We start from the raw sequence: 19,038 nt of genomic DNA, 5'->3' as shown, positions 1-19,038 counted from the left end.
ATACATTGAAAAAAGAATACGATGTTGTCATAATTGGTAGTGGACTAGGAGGTTTGGTCTCGGCTATTATTTTGGCAAAAGAAGGCTATAGCGTTTGTGTACTTGAAAAGAACAATCAGTTTGGAGGAAATCTACAAACCTTTGTGCGCGACAAGACTATTTTTGACACCGGAATCCATTACATAGGTGGTTTGAGTGAAGGGCAAAATCTATACAGGTATTTTAAATACTTGGGAATTATGGACGATTTGAATCTAAAAAAAATGGACGAAGATGGTTTTGATGTCATTTCGTTTGAAGATGATGTTGTCGAATATCCGCATGCGCAAGGGTATGACAATTTCACCAATCAATTAGGGAAATATTTTCCAGATGAAATTGAAAATATTGAAAACTACTGCAAAAAAATTATAGAAACTTGCGATACTTTTCCGCTTTATAATCTAAAGTTTGAGGGAGAATACGATAGCAATATACTTTCTTTAAATGCCAAAAAAGAAATCGACGAAGCTACTGATAATTCAAAACTAAGAGCGGTTCTAGCGGGTACAAATTTCTTGTATGCCGGTATTGCTGAAAAATCACCTTTTTACGTGCATGCATTATCTGTTAACTCCTATATTCAAAGCTCTTGGCGTTGTATCAATGGAGGGAGTCAAATCACTAAACAGTTGATTAAGCAACTCAAAATTAACGGAGGTGAAGTTTATAAGTATAAAGAAGCCATCAAGTTTGAAGTAGAAGACAACAAGGTGACATCGGTTAAAATGAAAGACGGAACCGAGGTTTTTGGTACTCATTTTATATCCAATGTTGATCCAAAAGCTACTTTAAAAATGGCGGGGATAGATAAGTTCAGAAAAGCGTATTACAACCGTATTCAAAGTTTGGAAGGTGGGATTTCGGCATTTAGCTTGTATTTGGTCTTTAAACCCGAATCGTTTAAGTATTTGAACCATAATTACTACCATTTTAAGGATAGTAACGAAGTTTGGACAGCGCATGATTATACCGAGGAAACTTGGCCAAAAGCCTTTATGGCTTCCATGAATGCTTCTAAAAAAATGGATCAATGGGCTGATGGAATGACTTTTATTACCTACATGAAGTTTGATGATTTAAAACCATGGGTAGAAACAGTAAATACCACAGCCGAAAAAGAAGATCGTGGAGAAAGTTATGAAGAGTTCAAAAACCGTAAGGCTGAGCGATTTCTACAAGAAATAGAATTAAAATTCCCAGGAATTAGAGATTGTATAAAATCAGTTCATACATCATCACCACTATCATACAGGGATTACATTGGTGGACATAACGGAAACATGTATGGGTACGAAAAGGATTCTAATAATCCGATGAAGACCTTTATTGCCTCAAAAACCAAGTTGGATAATTTGTATCTAACAGGGCAAAGCATCAATATGCACGGAGTTCTAGGAGTTACGATTGGTGCAGTGGTAAGCTGTTCTGAAATCATTGGAAAAGAATATTTGGTTAACAAAATAAATGAAGCTACACTTTAAAAAAGCATTATGTATAAACCGTACGGACTTTTAATAACCATTAGTTTCTGTTTGTTGTTTCTATCTTGTGGAACTTACAAATCGATGCACCATCAACCAGAAATTAGTAGTTACAACAATACCGTTCCAGTCGTAAAAAAATATGCTGATACTGTTTTTACATCAAAGAATAATTTTTTTATAAAAAACAAACAAAACCTTTGGGAGCTTTATGTCGAAGGCGATCCATTACAAAGAGGATTAATGATTGGGGCTTTATCGGATAGTTTATTGAAAAAGCAAGAGACTGTTTTCTTTACGAAAATTAAAGATTTACTACCATCAAAATTCAAACAGAAAGTACTTAGGAACTTTTTGAAGTGGTACAATAGAAAATTATATTTGAATGTTCCAGAAGAATACCAAACGGAGATCTATGGAATTTCAAAATACAGTTCTCCAGATTTTGATGCGATAGCACCACCGTATTTAAGGAGTTTATACTTGCACGGTGCACATGATATTGGTCACGCATTGCAAGATTTGGCGTTGGTAGGTTGCTCGTCTTTTGCTGCTTGGGGCGATAAATCAGCAGATGGAAGCTTAATTTTAGGTCGCAATTTTGATTTCTACGCAGGAGATGATTTTGCTAAGAATAAAGTAATTGCTTTTATAAAACCAGACAAAGGAATTCCATTTATGATGGTGACTTGGCCCGGGATGATTGGTGCTGTTTCAGGAATGAATAATGAAGGAATAACGGTCACTATAAATGCAGGTAAATCTAAAATTCCGTTGATTGCCAAAACTCCGATTTCGATATTGACTAGAGAGATTTTACAATATGCTAAAAATATTGACGAAGCCATTGCGATTGCTAAGAAAAGAAAGGTTTTTGTATCTGAATCCATTATGGTTGGGAGCGCTTTTGATAATAAAGCAGTCTTGATAGAGGTTTCTCCCGATAATTTTGGAGTTTATGATGTCGGTAATAGTAATGAGTTAGTTTGTACCAATCATTTTCAGAGTGATGCTTTGAAGAATAATTCAGGAAATCAAAACCAGATTAAGGAAAGTCATTCTAAGTACAGATACGATAGGTTGGTACAGTTATTAGATCAAAACGACAAAATAACTCCCGAAAAAGCAGTTGCCATTCTTCGTAATAAAGAGGGATTGAATAATTTACCTTTAGGTTACGGAAATGAAAAGGCGCTAAATCAATTGTTGGCGCATCACGGCATTGTTTTTAAACCACAACAGCGTTTGGTTTGGGTGTCTTCCAATCCGTATCAGCTTGGGGAATTTGTATGCTACGATTTGAATAAAATATTTAAAAACAGTGGTAAGAATGATTCAATTGTTTCATTGGAACAAGAAAGTTTAAATTTTCCAAAAGATCCATTCTTGGAAACCAAAGAGTATAAGAACTACGAACTTTTCAGGAAAGAAGATAGAAAGGCGGATAGTTTATTAGAAGATAAGAAAAGTTTTTCGATGGATTTCTCCAAAAACTATCAAGCTTTAAATCCAGATTACTGGGAAGTATATTATAAAGTAGGTTTGGATTTTTATCGAAAGAAAGAATACCAATTAGCCAAAGAACAATTTGAAATGGCACTTACCAAAGAAATTACAACACTTCCTGAAAAAGAGAAAGTAACTCAATATTTAAAAAAATCAATAAAAAAATCAAAATGATTCCAAAAATCGAAACTGCTCCATTGGCAGAGATCAAAGCTTTTCAGGAACAAAAATTAAGTGAATTGCTAACCTATGTGAATGAAAATTCACCTTTTTACAAAGCGCTTTTTGAAACAAATAATATTGATATTTCAACCATTAAGACTTTAGAAGATTTGCAGACGTTACCTGTGATTTCTAAAGAAAGTTTGCAAAAACATAACGATGATTTTTTATGCGTTCCCGCAAATCAAATCATAGATTACGCTACAACATCAGGTACATTAGGTGATCCTGTTACTTTTGGGTTAACCGACAAAGATTTAGATAGATTAGCTTATAATGAAGCCATTTCTTTTGCATGTGCGGGAATAAAAGAAGGCGATATTGTGCAATTAATGACTACTATGGACAGGCGTTTCATGGCTGGATTAGCTTATTTTTTGGGACTTAGAAAGTTAAAAGCAGGTGTGATTAGAGTGGGGGCTGGTATTCCAGAATTACAATGGGATTCTATTTTAAAATACAAACCTACTTACTTGATTACGGTTCCCTCGTTTTTATTAAAGCTAATAGAATATGCCGAAAAAAATAATATTGATTACAATAATTCAGGTATAAAGGGTGCAGTTTGCATTGGAGAATCGCTTCGCAATCAGGATTTTTCGATGAATACTTTATCAACAAAAATTACAGATAAATGGGATATTAAGTTGTATTCAACCTATGCTTCAACCGAAATGAGTACTGCTTTTACAGAGTGCGAACATGCTAATGGAGGACACCATCATCCTGAATTGATTATTGTTGAGGTTTTAGACGAAAATAATAAATCAGTTGGTGATGGCGAGTCAGGTGAGTTGACTTTTACCACTTTAGGACTCGAAGCCATGCCATTAATCCGATTTAAAACGGGTGATATCGTAAAACTACACCACGAACCCTGCCACTGTGGTAGAAATACGTTGCGTGTTGGACCAGTTATTGGTAGAAAGCAACAAATGATCAAGTACAAAGGAACAACTTTGTATCCGCCAGCGATGAACGATGTTTTGAATGATTTTCCATTAATCGAAAGTTATATTATCGAAATTTCAACCAATGACTTAGGTACTGACGAAATTGTGATTAAAATTGCGGTTAAGGAACAATCTGATGCTTTTTTGCAGCAGCTAAAAGATCACTTTAGAGCCAAATTACGTGTGAGTCCAAAAATCGAATTCACTACTAAAGAAATTTTGAATCCATTGATTTATAATCCGATGAGTAGGAAACCAATTCACTTTTTTGATACCAGAAAAAGCACTTTTTAAACAACCAAATTGTTTTCAATCCATTACAGATAGCATCTTTTGGGTTAAATGTTGTAATTTTGCACCAAAATTCAGAAGATGATTAAGATTGGCAACATAGAATTACCAGATTTCCCTTTACTCCTTGCACCTATGGAAGATGTGAGCGATCCACCTTTTCGTAGGTTGTGTAAAATGCATGGTGCCGATATGATGTACTCTGAGTTTATTTCTTCAGAAGGATTGATTCGTGACGCCATCAAAAGCCGAATGAAATTAGATATTTTTGATTATGAACGCCCTGTTGGAATTCAAATTTTTGGTGGAGACGAAGAAGCAATGGCACTTTCATCTAAAATTGTTTCTACTGTAAACCCTGATATTATTGATATTAACTTTGGTTGCCCTGTAAAAAAAGTAGTTTGTAAAGGTGCTGGAGCTGGAGTCTTAAAAGATGTTGATTTGATGATTCGCTTAACACAAGCGGTGATCGATAGTACCCATTTACCAGTTACGGTAAAAACGAGGTTGGGGTGGGATGATAGTTCGATTAATATTGATGAAGTTGCTGAGCGCTTGCAAGACATAGGGGTTGCTGCTTTGAGCATACACGCAAGAACACGTGCCCAAATGTACAAAGGACATTCAGACTGGTCGCACATTGCACGTGTTAAAAACAACCCTAGAATCACCATGCCAATTTTTGGTAATGGAGACATCGATAGTCCTGAAAAAGCATTACAATATAAAAACGAATACGGTATCGACGGTATCATGATTGGTCGTGCTGCAATAGGTTATCCATGGATTTTTAACGAAATCAAGCATTTCTTTGAAACAGGAGAGCATTTAGCTAAGCCTACAGTCGTGGATAGAGTAGAAGCTGTTCGTAATCACTTAACATGGGCAATGGAATGGAAAGGAGAACGATTAGGAATTGTAGAAACCCGTCCGCATTACACTAATTATTTTAAAGGTATTCATTCTTTTAAACCATTTAAGCAACAATTAGTTACTCAGGATAACCCACAAGAATTATTTGCTATTTTAAATAATATCGAGCAAGCTTATGCTGGTTATGAAGTAGTTTAAACAGTTTATCAAGAAGATTTAAAATGCAAATTCCATTAATTATCACAGTTCAAATTGTGAAAATTAGTGGAATTTATTTTTTTAGAATGCTTAGAATTTTACTCTAATAATTTTTTACTCACGCGACTACTTGCAATTAGCGAAGCAATAAATCCAAGAGTAATAATGGTACCTAAGACGATTAATACATTCTCGATCGAGAAAATTACTGGATAAGCCAGTGTAGGAGTAATCATAATCAATCCATAATGCTGTTGCAATAAGACAATGATTATTCCGAGAAATAAACCTATAAGCCCACCAAAAACACTTAATAAGGTACCTTGAAGTAAAAATATCTTACGTAAATCTTTGATTTCAGTACCTAGATTAAAAAGCGTTTTTAGATTCCCTTTTTTGTCTAGAATCATCATAATCAAAGCGCCAATCAAGTTAAAAAGCGCCACTACAATCACCAAAGTAAAAATTAAATACACAGCGATATTCTCTGTATTCAACATTTTATAAAGCGACTCGTTAAGTTGCGCTCTATTTTTTACCGTGATTTTATTTTTAAAAATGGCATTCAGTTTGGCGATAATCGCATTTTCATTGGCGCCAGCCTTCTCTTTTATCTCAATTCCCGATATCTGATTGGCTTTATATGCTAATAATTCTTGTGCCAAACCTAAGTCGGCAAAAACATATTTGGAATCCAGATCTTCGCTAATAGCGTAAATCCCCACAGGATAAACCACACTTTTATTAAAAGCTTGTTCGGCGTTTTCAATCGTTCCTTTTCCAGGTTTTGGAACCATCACTTCGAGCTGATTATTAAAGTCCAATAATCCCAGCGAAAATTTTTGTGCAATCCCATAACCCACAACCACTTGGTAGGTGTCTTTTTCAAGCCACTGCCCATTGTAGAGTGTTTTTTTAATGTCATTTACTTTATCAAACTGCGAGTCAACACCTTTTAAGTAGGTGACTACTTGCTTGTCATTAAAAACAAACAAAACGCGTTCTTCGATGATTTTTGAATAAGAAGCTAGACCGTCAATTTTCTTGATTTCGGCCTCTTGTTCGGGCGAAATAAAGAATGATTTCCCCAGTGTGCTGCTTATTTTAATGTCGGGATCGATATCATTAGTAAACGAAAGACTAAAAACTTTTAACCCACTAAAAACCGACAAAACCACAAACAAAGCCATCGCGCCAACAATGATTCCCATGCTCGCAATGCGATTAATAATGTTTATGGCACTGTTTTTACTATTACTTCTTATGTAACGTTTGGCTATGTAAAGAGGGAAATTCAAATTATATCAACTTGCGTTTTTCTAATAGGTCTCTGTTTTCAATAGGATTATCTCTATTTGACAAAGCAGTATTTATTTTTTCAATATAATCTAAAGAGTCATCAATAAAGAAAACCAAATTAGGTACTTTTCTTAATTGCAAACGCACTCTTTGTGACAAATCATGCTTAATTGTTTTAGCATTCGACTTCACAGCTTCCAGAATTTCAGCAGCCTTGTCTTGAGGAAATACACTTAAATACACCGTTGCCACAGACAAATCTGTAGTCACACTAACTTTAGATACCGAAATAATTAAATTAGATACGCCATTTTTTCTCACTTCACCTTGCAGGATATCAACCAAATCTTTTTGGATCACCCCACCTATTTTTTTCTGTCTATTTGTTTCCATAGTGCAAAAATACTACTTTTAAACATTAAACAAACAATTTTTAAAAGCAACCTATTCTTTAAGCTGTTTTTTAGGAGCTTTTTCCTGCTGTACATTCTATCTTTCCTGCCGAAACCCGGCAGCAAAGGATGCCGTTTCCATCAGGGCTAGGGACTTTTTTAAACAAGAAAATTATGTTTTGTTAAGAAACCAAAAAAACATTCTATGAATAAATTGTTGATTTTTCTATCATTATTTTTTTTACGTTGCACACCAACGGATAGCGGGATTAAATCTATAGAAATCATGTCTTATCTATACACTTTACCTATGTATACTTTTGGATTACAAATAAAGCCATTATTGTACGCGAAAATTGACGAATCTGGTGATGTTCAAATGGAAAAGGATAATGGGAAACTCGTTTATTATGCTTTTAACATAGAAGAAGACTACCTAAATAATATTGAAAATGACACAAAAAATACTTCCGTAGATCGGTATCAAAAAAATCCAGATTCTGTAAAATTGTGTATATGCGATTATCCAATAATTAGAGTAGAAATTGATTATAAAAATGGTAAAACATTGTCTTTTAATTTTGATGAAAATGATCCTTCAGAGAAATTTAAATCATCGAGATCTTTATTCAAGGAATTAATGAGAAAAAGTAAAAGTCATGATAATAGAATAAAGAAAATTAAAAGTATAATTGACGAAAGAAAAGAGTTTGTAAATTTCACAATGAATAAAGATACATTAGAATTACCTTTACCTGTGAGGCCGAATAAAAAGGTTGATATAAAATTTACCAAACCATAATTTCAATATTTATATTTAAAATTAGGTTCGCTTTCAAGAAAGAATAATGAAAAGCATTTCTATAAAAAAAAGCTATTCAGACACAAAACCACCATGGAAAATATCAGCAATTCAGAAGACAATATAAATCCAGTTTCGACTCCCTCCCCTTCGGGTAGTCCTAAAAAGTCGGGAGGGGTGGGGAGACCTTCTTTCTCCATATACGATGCCTCTGCGGGTTCTGGAAAAACCTATGCGCTAGTCAAAGAATATTTAAAAATTATTCTAACCGCACATAAAAATGACGCGTACAGAAATATTCTTGCTATTACGTTTACCAACAAAGCGGTCCACGAAATGAAAAGCCGCATCGTAGGGAGTTTGTCTGAATTTGCTAAGGACGAACCTTCTCAAAAGGCAGCTGAGTTAATGCAGGATTTATCCGCAGATACGGGACTTTCGATAATAGAAATAAAAGTGAAGTCGCAGCAAATCATCAAGCATATTATTCACAATTATGCGGCTTTTGATATTTCGACTATTGATAAATTTACGCATAAAGTAATTCGTGCTTTTGCGCATGACTTAAATTTACCTATGACTTTTGAAGTCACATTAGATACCGAAAATTTATTAATTGAAGCTGTTGATGCCATTATTGCTCAAGCAGGGGAAGATGAAACGCTCACCAAATTGCTGATTGATTTCACGATGGAAAAAACCGATGATGATAAGTCTTGGGATATTTCGCGTGAAATTCTAGATACGGGACGATTGGTTTTGAACGAAAACCACCGATCTGAAATTACGCATTTTCAGGATAAATCCATTGCTGATTTTGTCGAGATTAAGAAGAAACTAATAACAAGTTGTAAAGTCTTAGAAAAAGACAACGCCGAATTTGCTCAGGCTGCTTTAACGCTAATTGAAAATAACGGCATCGATTTAAAATCGTTTTCTAGAGGTACGTTTCCCAATCACTTGATTAGCATTCGAGACGAAAAATTCAATCCAAAAAATAAAACCTTTCACGAGTTTGAGGACATTGCCATTAACAAAACGGCAAAAGACCGCGCGCTAATTGAGAATCTAATCCCGGAATTAATCCAAATCCTAGCTACAATTTATAAAAATTTCGAGAAAAGAGATTTCTATAAAGCCTTTCTTAAAAACATTACGCCACTTTCTTTATTGAATACGGTGAGTAATGAATTGGCTAAAATTCAGGAAGAACAAAATGTGCTTTCGATAACCGAATTCAATTCGCTAATTCATCGCGAAATTCAAAATCAACCCGCTCCTTTTATATATGAACGATTAGGGGAGCGTTACCGCCATTTTTTTATAGACGAATTTCAAGATACTTCAGAGATGCAGTGGCAGAATTTAATTCCGTTGATTGATAATGCGCTTTCGGGTCAGGATGACTTTGGCGAAAAAGGAACGTTGATGATTGTAGGAGATCCTAAACAATCAATTTATCGCTGGCGTGGAGGAAAAGCAGAGCAGTTTATTGCGTTGAGTAAAGACAATAATCCGTTCAATAATCCAGATAAAAGACTCGAGCATTTGGATAAAAACTACCGTTCGTATTCGCAAGTGATCGATTTTAATAACGAGTTTTTCAAAATGCTTTCAGGCGAGTTTGAGCATCCTGATTACAAAGATTTATATGAAAATCACAGCCATCAAAAAACGAATAGTAAAACCGGTGGTTATGTAAATATTTCTTTTATTCCAGAGGTAGAAACCACTGATGACGATGACGAAGCGCTGGATAAAACAGCGTTATTTGTTTTGGCGACTTTAAATACGATTCAGAAAGTCCTTCGAGAAGGTTTTGAATACAAAGACATTGTTGTTTTAACCCGCAAACGTAGTCAAGGTGTTGCGATTGCCAATTATTTAACCGAGCAAAATATTCCGCTTTTATCATCAGAAACACTGATGATCCAGAATGCAACCGAGGTACGCTTAATCATTCACTTATTAAAATACCTTAAAAATAACGCCGACCTAGAGGCGAAAGCTTATTTTTTGCATTATATCGCAGAGCACGTTCAGGACAAATTAGAAGTTCACGACTTCATTGCTCAGGGAATGGAGCATAAAAACGAACTAGAGTTTGAGAACTGGCTTACTAGTTTTGATATTAGGCTTTCGTTTCAAAATATTCGAAAGAAATCATTGTATGAAGCGGTGGAGGTAGTTATTTCAAAATTTTTATCGCCAGAGCTCGCCAAAGGCGGCGGAGCGTATGTGCAATATTTTCTCGACATCGTTCTTGAACGCGACGTTCGCAACCAAGCTGGAATTGCCGATTTCTTAAACTTCTGGGATAAAAATGCAGAGAAATTTAGTATTCCGTCACCAGAGGGGAATAATGCCGTGCGTATTATGACCATTCATAAGTCAAAAGGATTGGAATTCCCAGTTGTTATTATGCCGTTTGCCGAGGAAGATTACAGTAGAAAACCGAAAGATAAATTGTGGCTCGATACTGAGGAAGCCGATTTTGATCTACCTAAGGTGCTTATTGATAATAGTAGCGCTGTTGAGGGTTTTGGTGAAAAAGCCAAAGCAGTATTTGATTTAAAGAAGCAAGAGGAATTACTGGATAATATCAATGTTTTGTACGTAGCTTTAACCCGTGCAGAGGAACAATTGTATGTTATTTCGAATATGAATTTAACAAGCAAGGGTGAGGTAAAGCCAAATAATATGTCCACTTTCTTTATCAATTACTTAGATAGTAAAGACGGTTTTGATCCAGAGAAATTTGAGTATGCATTTGGTAGTCCAGTAAAATTATCCGCAGCATCAAAGCATGTCGATACTTCAAAAAAGATTGAAGTTGTTGCGGAAACTTTAAACCCAAAAAACATAAAAATCGCCCAGCGCGAAGCATTGATGTGGGGAACCCACCAGCAGGAGTCTATTGAGTATGGGAATCTGGTTCACGAGATTCTATCTTTGGTGAAAACCAAAGAAGATGTAACATTAGCTGTTGATAAAGCAATCGAAAACGGTCTAATCAATTTTGGGCAAAAAGAACTGGTTCATCAAACGATTGTAGATATTGTAAACCATCCGGAATTAGCAGTATGTTTTGCATCTGGAAATACAGTTTTAAATGAACAAACGATCATTCAAAAAGAAGGGAACACCATCAAGCCAGATCGAATGGTTATAAACCAAGCTAAGGAAGTGTATCTTTTAGATTATAAAACGGGAGCTCACAATGCTAAATATCAAAAGCAATTAGAAGGTTACGAGCAGGCGATTGAACTAATGGGTTATAAAGTCGTAAAAAAAGCGCTGATTTACATCGGAAAAGGAATCGATGTAGTAAATTTGTAACGTATAAATGAATTATTCGTAAAAGTGGGTTCACGTTATTGTTGGTCTACTATAAGGTCGAATAGAAATTATACTGCAGTTATTATTATAACGCTAAACAAATAAAACTTTAAACAAAATACACCATAAATTATGTACGGAAAAATAAAAGAACATTTGCAAAACGAATTGCAAACAATAGAAGACAACGGGATATTCAAGAAAGAAAGAATCATCACTTCACCTCAAGATGCTGAAATTACGATTTCAACAGGAGAAACAGTTTTGAATTTTTGTGCTAACAACTACTTAGGGTTGTCATCACATCCAGAAGTAATTCAGGCAGCTAAAGACGCTATGGATACGCACGGTTTCGGAATGTCTTCTGTGCGATTTATTTGTGGGACGCAGGATATTCATAAAACATTAGAAAGAAAAATTTCTGAATTCTACGGAACAGAAGATACTATCCTTTATGCAGCAGCTTTTGATGCAAACGGTGGCGTATTCGAACCATTATTAGGTGAAGGAGACGCAATAATTTCAGATAGTTTGAACCATGCCTCTATTATTGACGGGGTGCGCTTGTGTAAAGCGTCGCGTTATCGTTATGAAAATAGTAATATGGAAGACTTAGAGCAACAATTGATCAAAGCAAATGAAGCAGGAAGTCGTTTCAAGATTATTGTAACTGACGGTGTTTTCTCTATGGATGGTGTAGTAGCGCCTCTTGATAAAATTTGTGATCTAGCAGATAAATACGATGCTATGGTGATGGTTGATGAATGTCACGCAGCTGGTTTTATTGGAGCAACAGGAAAAGGAACGCTAGAAGCAAAAGGAGTAATGGGGAGAGTAGATATAATTACTGGAACCTTAGGAAAAGCTTTAGGTGGTGCCATGGGAGGATATACTACAGCAAAAAAAGAAATAATCGAATTATTGCGTCAGCGATCAAGACCATATTTATTCTCTAATTCATTAGCACCAGCAATTGTGGGTGCGTCTATAAAAGTGTTTGAGTTATTAGAAAAAGACACGACCTTAAGAGATCAATTAGAGTGGAATACAAACTATTTCAAGGCTGGTATGAAAAAAGCTGGTTTTGATATTGTTGATGGAGATTCGGCTATTGTTCCTGTTATGTTGTACGATGCTAAGTTATCACAAACTATGGCAGATGAATTATTGAAAAAAGGAATCTATGTAATTGGGTTTTTCTTTCCAGTTGTACCTAAGGATAAGGCTAGAATTAGAGTTCAATTATCAGCTGCTCACACAAAGGAGCATTTAGATAAAGCCATTTCAGCATTTATTGAAGTAGGTCATTCTCTGAATGTTGTATAATTATAACTCAAGTTTATAGAATTACCACTTTAATGCCACAAAATTAGTTTTTTTTAACATTAGATTTTGTAATTAGTAATTAAGGCGTTACTTTTGTATGTAATTAACTAAAATTGTAATTAAAAATAATAAGTATGAAACATCTTAACAAAGTTTTAGTTGCTGCTATGATGGTTATGGGATTAAATTCTCAAGCACAAGACAGTAACAACCCATGGGCTATCTCATTTGGAGCCAATGCTGTAGACACTAGAGCTAGTGCTACTGGAGGTAATGGATGGTTAGATCAACATTTCTCTCAGCCATTTGCTGCTAAAGATAATTGGAACGTTTTGCCTTCTGTATCATATATTAGTGTATCTAAGTATCTTGGAGATAATTTCTCTTTTGGATTACAAGGATCTGTTAATAAAATTGATAAATATGTAAAATTTGATCCTACAGCTTTAGGGCACGATGCTCGCGGAAATGTAGTTTCTAATCCTGGTGACTTAATGTACTACGGTATTGACGCAAGCGTTAAATACAGTTTTATGACTTTAATTAACTCTAAAGTTATCGATCCTTCACTACATGTTGGTGGTGGTTATACTTTCTTCGGAGATAGTAGCTACGGAACACTTAACCCAGGTGCTGGATTAACTTTTTGGTTTACTGAAAATGTAGGTTTAGCTCTTGAGACATCTTACAAAAAATCTTTTGGTGATAGAGAAGATGTTTCTGGGACTCCAGATGCTCCATCTCATTTCCAACATACTGCTGGTATTATCTTCAAATTTGGAGGAAAAGATACTGACGGAGATGGAATCTACGATAAAGACGATGCTTGTCCAGACGTTGCAGGTTTGAAAGAATTTAACGGATGTCCTGATACTGATGGAGATGGAATTGCTGATAAAGATGATTCTTGTCCAGAAATTGCTGGTCCTAAAGAATTTAATGGTTGTCCTGATACTGATGGAGACGGAATTGCTGATAAAGATGATGCTTGTCCAGAAGTTGCTGGTCCTAAATCATTAAACGGATGTCCTGATACTGATGGAGATGGTGTAGCTGACAAAAATGACAAATGTCCTAACGTTGCAGGTCCTAAAGAAAATGGTGGATGTCCATGGCCAGATACTGATGGAGATGGAGTTTTAGACAAAGATGATAAATGTCCTACTGTTAAAGGAACTGTTGCTAACTCTGGTTGTCCAGAAGTTACTGCTGAAGTTATCAAACAATTAAATGACTACGGTAAAACGATTTTGTTTGATTCTGGAAAAGCTTCTTTTAAAGAACAAACTTTTGCAGTATTACAATCAATCACTGATATCTTAAAAGAGTATCCAAATTCAAACTTTATGATTGAAGGGCATACTGATAGTGATGGAAGTAATGCATTAAACCAAACTTTATCTGAAAACAGAGCTTCTGCTGTAAGAAACTATTTAGTTGAGAAAGGTATTAATACTGATAGATTGAAATCTACTGGTTTTGGTGAAACTAAACCAATTTCTTCTAATAAAACAGCTAAAGGAAAAGCTGAAAACAGAAGAGTTGAAGTTTCTTTGATCAAAGACTAATTTCATTCAAAATATTTTAGAAAACGCCTCGATTTATCGGGGCGTTTTTTTTATTTTTATGAAATGATAAATTCTTCTTTTTTAGATAAAATTGCACAAGTTTTAATTCAAGATTACTCCGATAAATTATCGGATACTATTGTAGTCTTACCCAATAAGAGAGCTAAGATATTCTTAATCGAAGCCTTAAAAAAACAAGTGAGTGCTAATATACTTTCTCCGGAAATTATTAGTATTGAGGATTTTATTCAAGATATTGCAGCTATACGCACTATTGACCCTATAGAGTTATTGTTTGAATTCTATGAAGTATATTTGTCGGTCACTGAAAAATCCAGTCAACAATCGTTTGAGTTATTTGCCAATTGGGCAAAAATGCTTTTACAAGATTTTAATGAGATTGATCGCTATTTATTAGATCCAACCCATGTTTTGTCTTACCTAAAAGACATTGAGGATATCAAAAAATGGGGAATAGAAGTGGAGAATAAAACACAACTACTCGAAAACTACATTGATTTCTGGAAATTACTACCTAATTACTATCAAGCGCTTTATGCGCACCTTCTTAAAAAGGGGATCGGATACCAAGGACTAATTTACCGTCAGGCAGTTGACAATCTCATTCCTTTTTCAAAAACAATTACAGATAAAAAATATGTATTTGCAGGCTTTAATGCCTTAAATGCTTCCGAAGAAAAAATAATTCAACATCTTATTGCTTCGAACCAAGCCAAAATATACTGGGATGCAGATCAAACCTTTTTAAATGATCCGTATCATGACGCAGGGCTTTTTTTAAGACGATTTAAAGTGAACTGGAAACATTATAAATCCAACCCTTTTGAATGGATTGTAAATGATTTTGCTGAAACAAAAAATATTCAAGTTATTGGTACACCCAAAACTATTGGGCAAGCCAAAATTACAGGAACTATAATAGAAAAAATCATCAATGAAAACCCAACAGCTTCGCTGGATAAAGTTGCCGTTGTTCTAGGTGAGGAAAATGTGTTGGTACCGCTATTGTATTCATTGCCATCAACCGTAGGCGCTTTGAATATTACAATGGGTTATTCGAGCAAGAACAATCCTGCACAAATATTGATTGCCAAACTATTCAAAATGCATACTAACGCTTTGTCTCGAAATGCAAAAAGTTATGTGTTGTATTATAAAGATGTTTTGGATATTTTGACGCATCCATTAGTGGAACCCTACGCCAAAACTACTGGATTGGTCAATACAATCAATCAAAATAATTATACTTTTATTACGCATCACAAGGTAATGGAGCTGAATCCAGAACCCACAGAATTATTCTCGTTGTTATTTACCAAATGGGACAATGGTTCCATGGCTGTTTTGCAAATGATTTCTAATTTATTGTTAACGATCAAGAGTAATTTGAGTAATGATAATGAGGAAGAGAAAATAACTAAAGCATTTGTTTTTGCTATTTTTAAAGTCATCAATAAGCTGATTAATTATTATTCACAACACACGCATATTGATAAAATTGACACACTACACGCCATATACAAACAAGTGATTGACCTGGCCGAAGTTTCTTTTGAAGGAGAACCACTTAATGGTTTGCAAATAATGGGTGTTTTAGAAAGTCGCGTCCTTGATTTTGATACGGTTATTGTAACGTCAATGAATGAAGGGAAGTTTCCAGCGGGAAAATCGCAGAATTCCTTTATTCCTTATGACGTGAAACGCGAGTTAGGATTGCCCACTTTTAAGGAAAAAGATGCGATTTATACTTATCACTTTTACCATTTATTGCAGCGCGCCAAAAATATTTATTTGCTTTATAATACTGAGAGTGACGGACTAGATGCTGGTGAGAAAAGCAGGTTTATTACGCAGCTTGAAGTGGAAAAACAACCCAATCACAATTTATCGCATGAGATTTATAATGCCGTATTACCCGAAACGGCTTATAAACCTATGATTATTGAAAAATCAGATAGTGCGATGGTACGCTTGAAAGAGATTGCTGCAGCTGGTTTTTCGCCTTCGGCATTGACAAGTTATATTCGGAATCCAATTCAGTTTTATTTTCAAAAGATACTGCGCATTCGTGAAGTCGAAGAAGTCGAAGAAAATATTGCTTTGAATACCTTGGGAACCATTATTCACGAAACTTTAAAAGCGTTGTATGATCCATTTGTCGGCAAGTTTATTTCAGAGGCTGATATTGAAAACTGCTTTAAATTAATAGATGTTGAGGTACTCAAACAATTTAAGGTGGTTTATAAAGAAGGAGAGATTAATAAAGGAAGAAATCTACTTGCTTTTGAGGTGGCTAAACGTAATGTTTTTAATTTCTTAAAAGTAGAATTAGAAAGTATAAAAAGTGGCGATGCAATCAAGATTATTGCTTTAGAAGAAACTTTTCAAAGAACGTTAACGCATCCTAATTTACCATTTCCAGTGCTGATTAAAGGTAATGTGGATCGAATTGAAGAGCGCAACGGCAATATTAGAATTGTAGATTACAAAACAGGAAAGGTAGAAAAAGCGAGTGTAATACTTAAAACTTGGAAAGGATTGACGGAGGATATTAAAAACGATAAAATTATTCAGGTTCTAGCGTATGCTTTTATGTATGAAAAATTAGCCAACTCAAAACCCATTGAAGCGGGAATTATTTCATTCAAAAATTTAAAATCTGGATTTTTACCTTTTAATTTTAAAGAAGAAAAAGAAAGCGAATTCATTGTAAACGAAACGATAATGAGTAATTACCTAGAGCAAATTGTTTTGTTGCTGCAAGAGATTTTAGATAAAAACATTCCGTTTGAAGAAAAAGTAGTTTAGTTTTTAACGGCTAATTGTGCAAAATAAGTTTGACAGCTGTGCAAGGTTTTAATTAACATGGTTTTAGTGTTTTAATTGTGAGAATTTATTTTCTTTACATAAAATAATAAACATCAAAAAAGCGCTTAACATATTCGAATTCTTTAAAAGCACCTTAGTTATTAATTTAGCTTTTTGCGTGTTACCTGTTCTTTTTTTAGGTTTTTTTGCTTTTAAGTACACGTTCTTAACGGTGGGTTTTGGTATAAGTTTATTAACCAAAGAAATTAAAGCTAAAAACGAATATTTATTTTACTACAATAACAACATTTCTAAAATTGAGTTGTGGTTGTATGCTTGGTGTTTCAATTTTGTGGCACTTGTTTTTATAAGTCTTCTATTTAATTTCATCAGCAAACTATTTTGAAAAAACACATACTAGAAATCGATAGTGTACAGAAAAGTTTTGATAATAAATCGATTCTTTCAGATGTGTATATAAAGTGTGAAACAAATGATATAATAGGTTTGTTGGGTCGCAATGGTTCAGGGAAGTCGACTTTGTTGAAAATTATTTTTGGTATTGAAAAAGCCGATTTCAAATTTGTGCGAGTTGATAATGTCGTAAAAAGTAAAACTAGTGAATTGTTTCAAGAAATAAGTTATTTGTCCCAGGATAATTTTATACCAAATCAGTTATCGGTTGCTAAAGCTATTTCGTTGTCATTAGGCAATAATAAAATCGAAGCGTTTTATGAAGACGAATCCATCCAAGCTATACGAACAAAAAAAATCAGTCATTTATCAGGAGGAGAATTACGGTATCTTGAAATCAAGTTGGTTTTGTGTAACGCTTCTAAATTTGTGCTTTTAGACGAGCCTTACAATGGGCTTTCTCCAATAGCAGTTGAGAAAGTCAATCTGTTATTACAACGGCATGCAAAACAAAAAGGAATTATAATTACCGATCATAATTATGAAATCGTAATTGCGATTGCAACTAAGTTAATACTAATGAAAGAAGGGAAAGCGCACCATTTAACCACTAAAAAGGAATTGATTGAAATGGGCTATTTGAGAGAAGGAGCTCTTTAAATTTTCTTGAAAAAGTCTAATAAAATGGTAGTTAGTGCCTCTTGATTTTCGATATATGACATGTGTCCGTCAGGAAAAGTAACCAATTCAACATTTGTATTTATAATTTGTTTTTTTGTTTCTTGATAATTTAAAACAGGATCTTTTTCGCCAAGAATAAGCATTTTTGGATACGTTGTCTGGTGAAGTAAAACTTCGCGGTCCACTCTTATTTTCATTCCTTCCAGAGAAGCAACAATGGCTTGTAGGGGCGTTTTTAAAGCTGCAGTTTTTACATTTTCAATTTCGGTACGCAATCTTTCTCGGTTGTTTTCACTGAATAAATTACCAATAGCCAAGCTTACAAAACCAACATAGCTTTGCTTAACTGCTTTGATCGCGCGATCTCGATTGATTTTGCGTTCTTCACTATCTGCGTTTGCGGTAGAATTTAATAAAACAAGACCTTTTATAAAATCAGGATACAACTCCGCGAAAGCTAGCGCTACATAACCGCCCATAGAATGTCCAATAAAAATAGCTTTCCGAATGCGTAATTCAGATAAAACCGCATGAACAGCATCAGCATTGTCCTCCATACTGTGTACATAGCCCAAACATTCGGTTGCACCATGGCCTAACAAATCGATGGTTATGACTCTGTATTTTTTTGTAAAAGGAACGATATAGGAATCCCACATTTGTTGATTTTCAAGAAAACCATGTAGTAGCACAATTGCCGTTCCTTTGCCAGTATCAGTATAGGCAATACTTGTGTTTTTAAATTGTGTAGTGTTCAAATCCAAATTTTAGAGTACAAAAGTAGCACTATTTATTTTTTTAGGAGCATAGGCTCGCCGT

13 protein-coding genes are annotated in these 19,038 nt (G+C 34.6%); 10 read left to right on the top strand and 3 right to left on the bottom strand.

Going from position 1 to position 19,038, the window contains the following annotated elements; translation table 11 throughout:
- Positions 1–5 precede the first annotated feature (5 nt).
- The 4 genes from HNP99_RS02830 to dusB all read left to right on the top strand — a co-directional run bounded on the left by HNP99_RS02830 (position 6) and on the right by dusB (position 5,569).
- Entirely contained in the window at positions 6–1,523 is a 1,518-nt protein-coding gene (locus HNP99_RS02830) for a phytoene desaturase family protein (protein ID WP_173851090.1), read from the top strand.
- Positions 1,524–1,532: 9 nt separating this feature from the next.
- Positions 1,533–3,203, top strand: coding sequence for a C45 family autoproteolytic acyltransferase/hydolase (locus tag HNP99_RS02825; protein WP_173851088.1), 1,671 nt, complete (start codon positions 1,533–1,535; stop codon positions 3,201–3,203).
- Complete coding sequence (gene flxY / locus HNP99_RS02820; RefSeq protein ID WP_173851086.1) at positions 3,200–4,498, top strand: flexirubin biosynthesis putative acyl-CoA ligase FlxY; 1,299 nt, start codon at positions 3,200–3,202, stop codon at positions 4,496–4,498. Before HNP99_RS02825 ends, flxY begins: the two co-directional genes overlap by 4 nt.
- A gap of 78 nt (positions 4,499–4,576) precedes the next feature.
- A complete protein-coding gene (gene dusB / locus HNP99_RS02815) occupies positions 4,577–5,569 on the top strand; it encodes a tRNA dihydrouridine synthase DusB (protein WP_173838023.1) in 993 nt (330 codons plus the stop codon).
- A gap of 98 nt (positions 5,570–5,667) precedes the next feature.
- On the opposite strand, the gene HNP99_RS02810 is transcribed toward dusB, so the two are convergent.
- A complete protein-coding gene (locus tag HNP99_RS02810; RefSeq protein WP_173851084.1) occupies positions 5,668–6,867 on the bottom strand; it encodes an ABC transporter permease in 1,200 nt (399 codons plus the stop codon).
- 1 nt (position 6,868) lies between these two features.
- On the bottom strand, positions 6,869–7,261 hold the full coding sequence (gene rbfA / locus HNP99_RS02805) for a 30S ribosome-binding factor RbfA (RefSeq protein ID WP_173838021.1): 393 nt from the start codon (positions 7,259–7,261) through the stop codon (positions 6,869–6,871).
- 285 nt (positions 7,262–7,546) lie between these two features.
- On the opposite strand from rbfA, the gene HNP99_RS02800 reads away from it, so the two are divergent.
- The 6 genes from HNP99_RS02800 to HNP99_RS02775 all read left to right on the top strand — a co-directional run bounded on the left by HNP99_RS02800 (position 7,547) and on the right by HNP99_RS02775 (position 18,198).
- Positions 7,547–8,062 (top strand): hypothetical protein, encoded by a 516-nt coding sequence (locus HNP99_RS02800; protein WP_173851082.1) that lies wholly within the window; start codon positions 7,547–7,549, stop codon positions 8,060–8,062.
- 177 nt (positions 8,063–8,239) lie between these two features.
- Entirely contained in the window at positions 8,240–11,401 is a 3,162-nt protein-coding gene (locus tag HNP99_RS02795) for a UvrD-helicase domain-containing protein (RefSeq protein WP_173851801.1), read from the top strand.
- A gap of 132 nt (positions 11,402–11,533) precedes the next feature.
- On the top strand, positions 11,534–12,727 hold the full coding sequence (gene kbl / locus HNP99_RS02790; protein WP_173851080.1) for a glycine C-acetyltransferase: 1,194 nt from the start codon (positions 11,534–11,536) through the stop codon (positions 12,725–12,727).
- Positions 12,728–12,861: 134 nt separating this feature from the next.
- Complete coding sequence (locus HNP99_RS02785; RefSeq protein WP_173851078.1) at positions 12,862–14,295, top strand: OmpA family protein; 1,434 nt, start codon at positions 12,862–12,864, stop codon at positions 14,293–14,295.
- A 63-nt stretch (positions 14,296–14,358) separates the two neighbouring features.
- Positions 14,359–17,124 (top strand): PD-(D/E)XK nuclease family protein, encoded by a 2,766-nt coding sequence (locus HNP99_RS02780; RefSeq protein WP_173851076.1) that lies wholly within the window; start codon positions 14,359–14,361, stop codon positions 17,122–17,124.
- A gap of 402 nt (positions 17,125–17,526) precedes the next feature.
- Positions 17,527–18,198 (top strand): ATP-binding cassette domain-containing protein, encoded by a 672-nt coding sequence (locus HNP99_RS02775; RefSeq protein ID WP_173851074.1) that lies wholly within the window; start codon positions 17,527–17,529, stop codon positions 18,196–18,198.
- Here HNP99_RS02775 and HNP99_RS02770 read toward each other — a convergent pair.
- The gene (locus tag HNP99_RS02770; RefSeq protein WP_173851072.1) at positions 18,195–18,977 is read right to left on the bottom strand and encodes an alpha/beta fold hydrolase; all 783 of its coding nucleotides are present in this window, start codon (positions 18,975–18,977) and stop codon (positions 18,195–18,197) included. The genes HNP99_RS02775 and HNP99_RS02770 overlap by 4 nt on opposite strands.
- Positions 18,978–19,038: the final 61 nt, after the last annotated feature.

It is taken from the genome of Flavobacterium gelidicaeli (assembly GCF_013294005.1).
Classification (GTDB): Bacteria; Bacteroidota; Bacteroidia; order Flavobacteriales; family Flavobacteriaceae; genus Flavobacterium.
The sequence above is the reverse complement of the archived record's forward strand: the minus strand, read 5'-3'. Positions and strand labels throughout refer to the sequence as shown.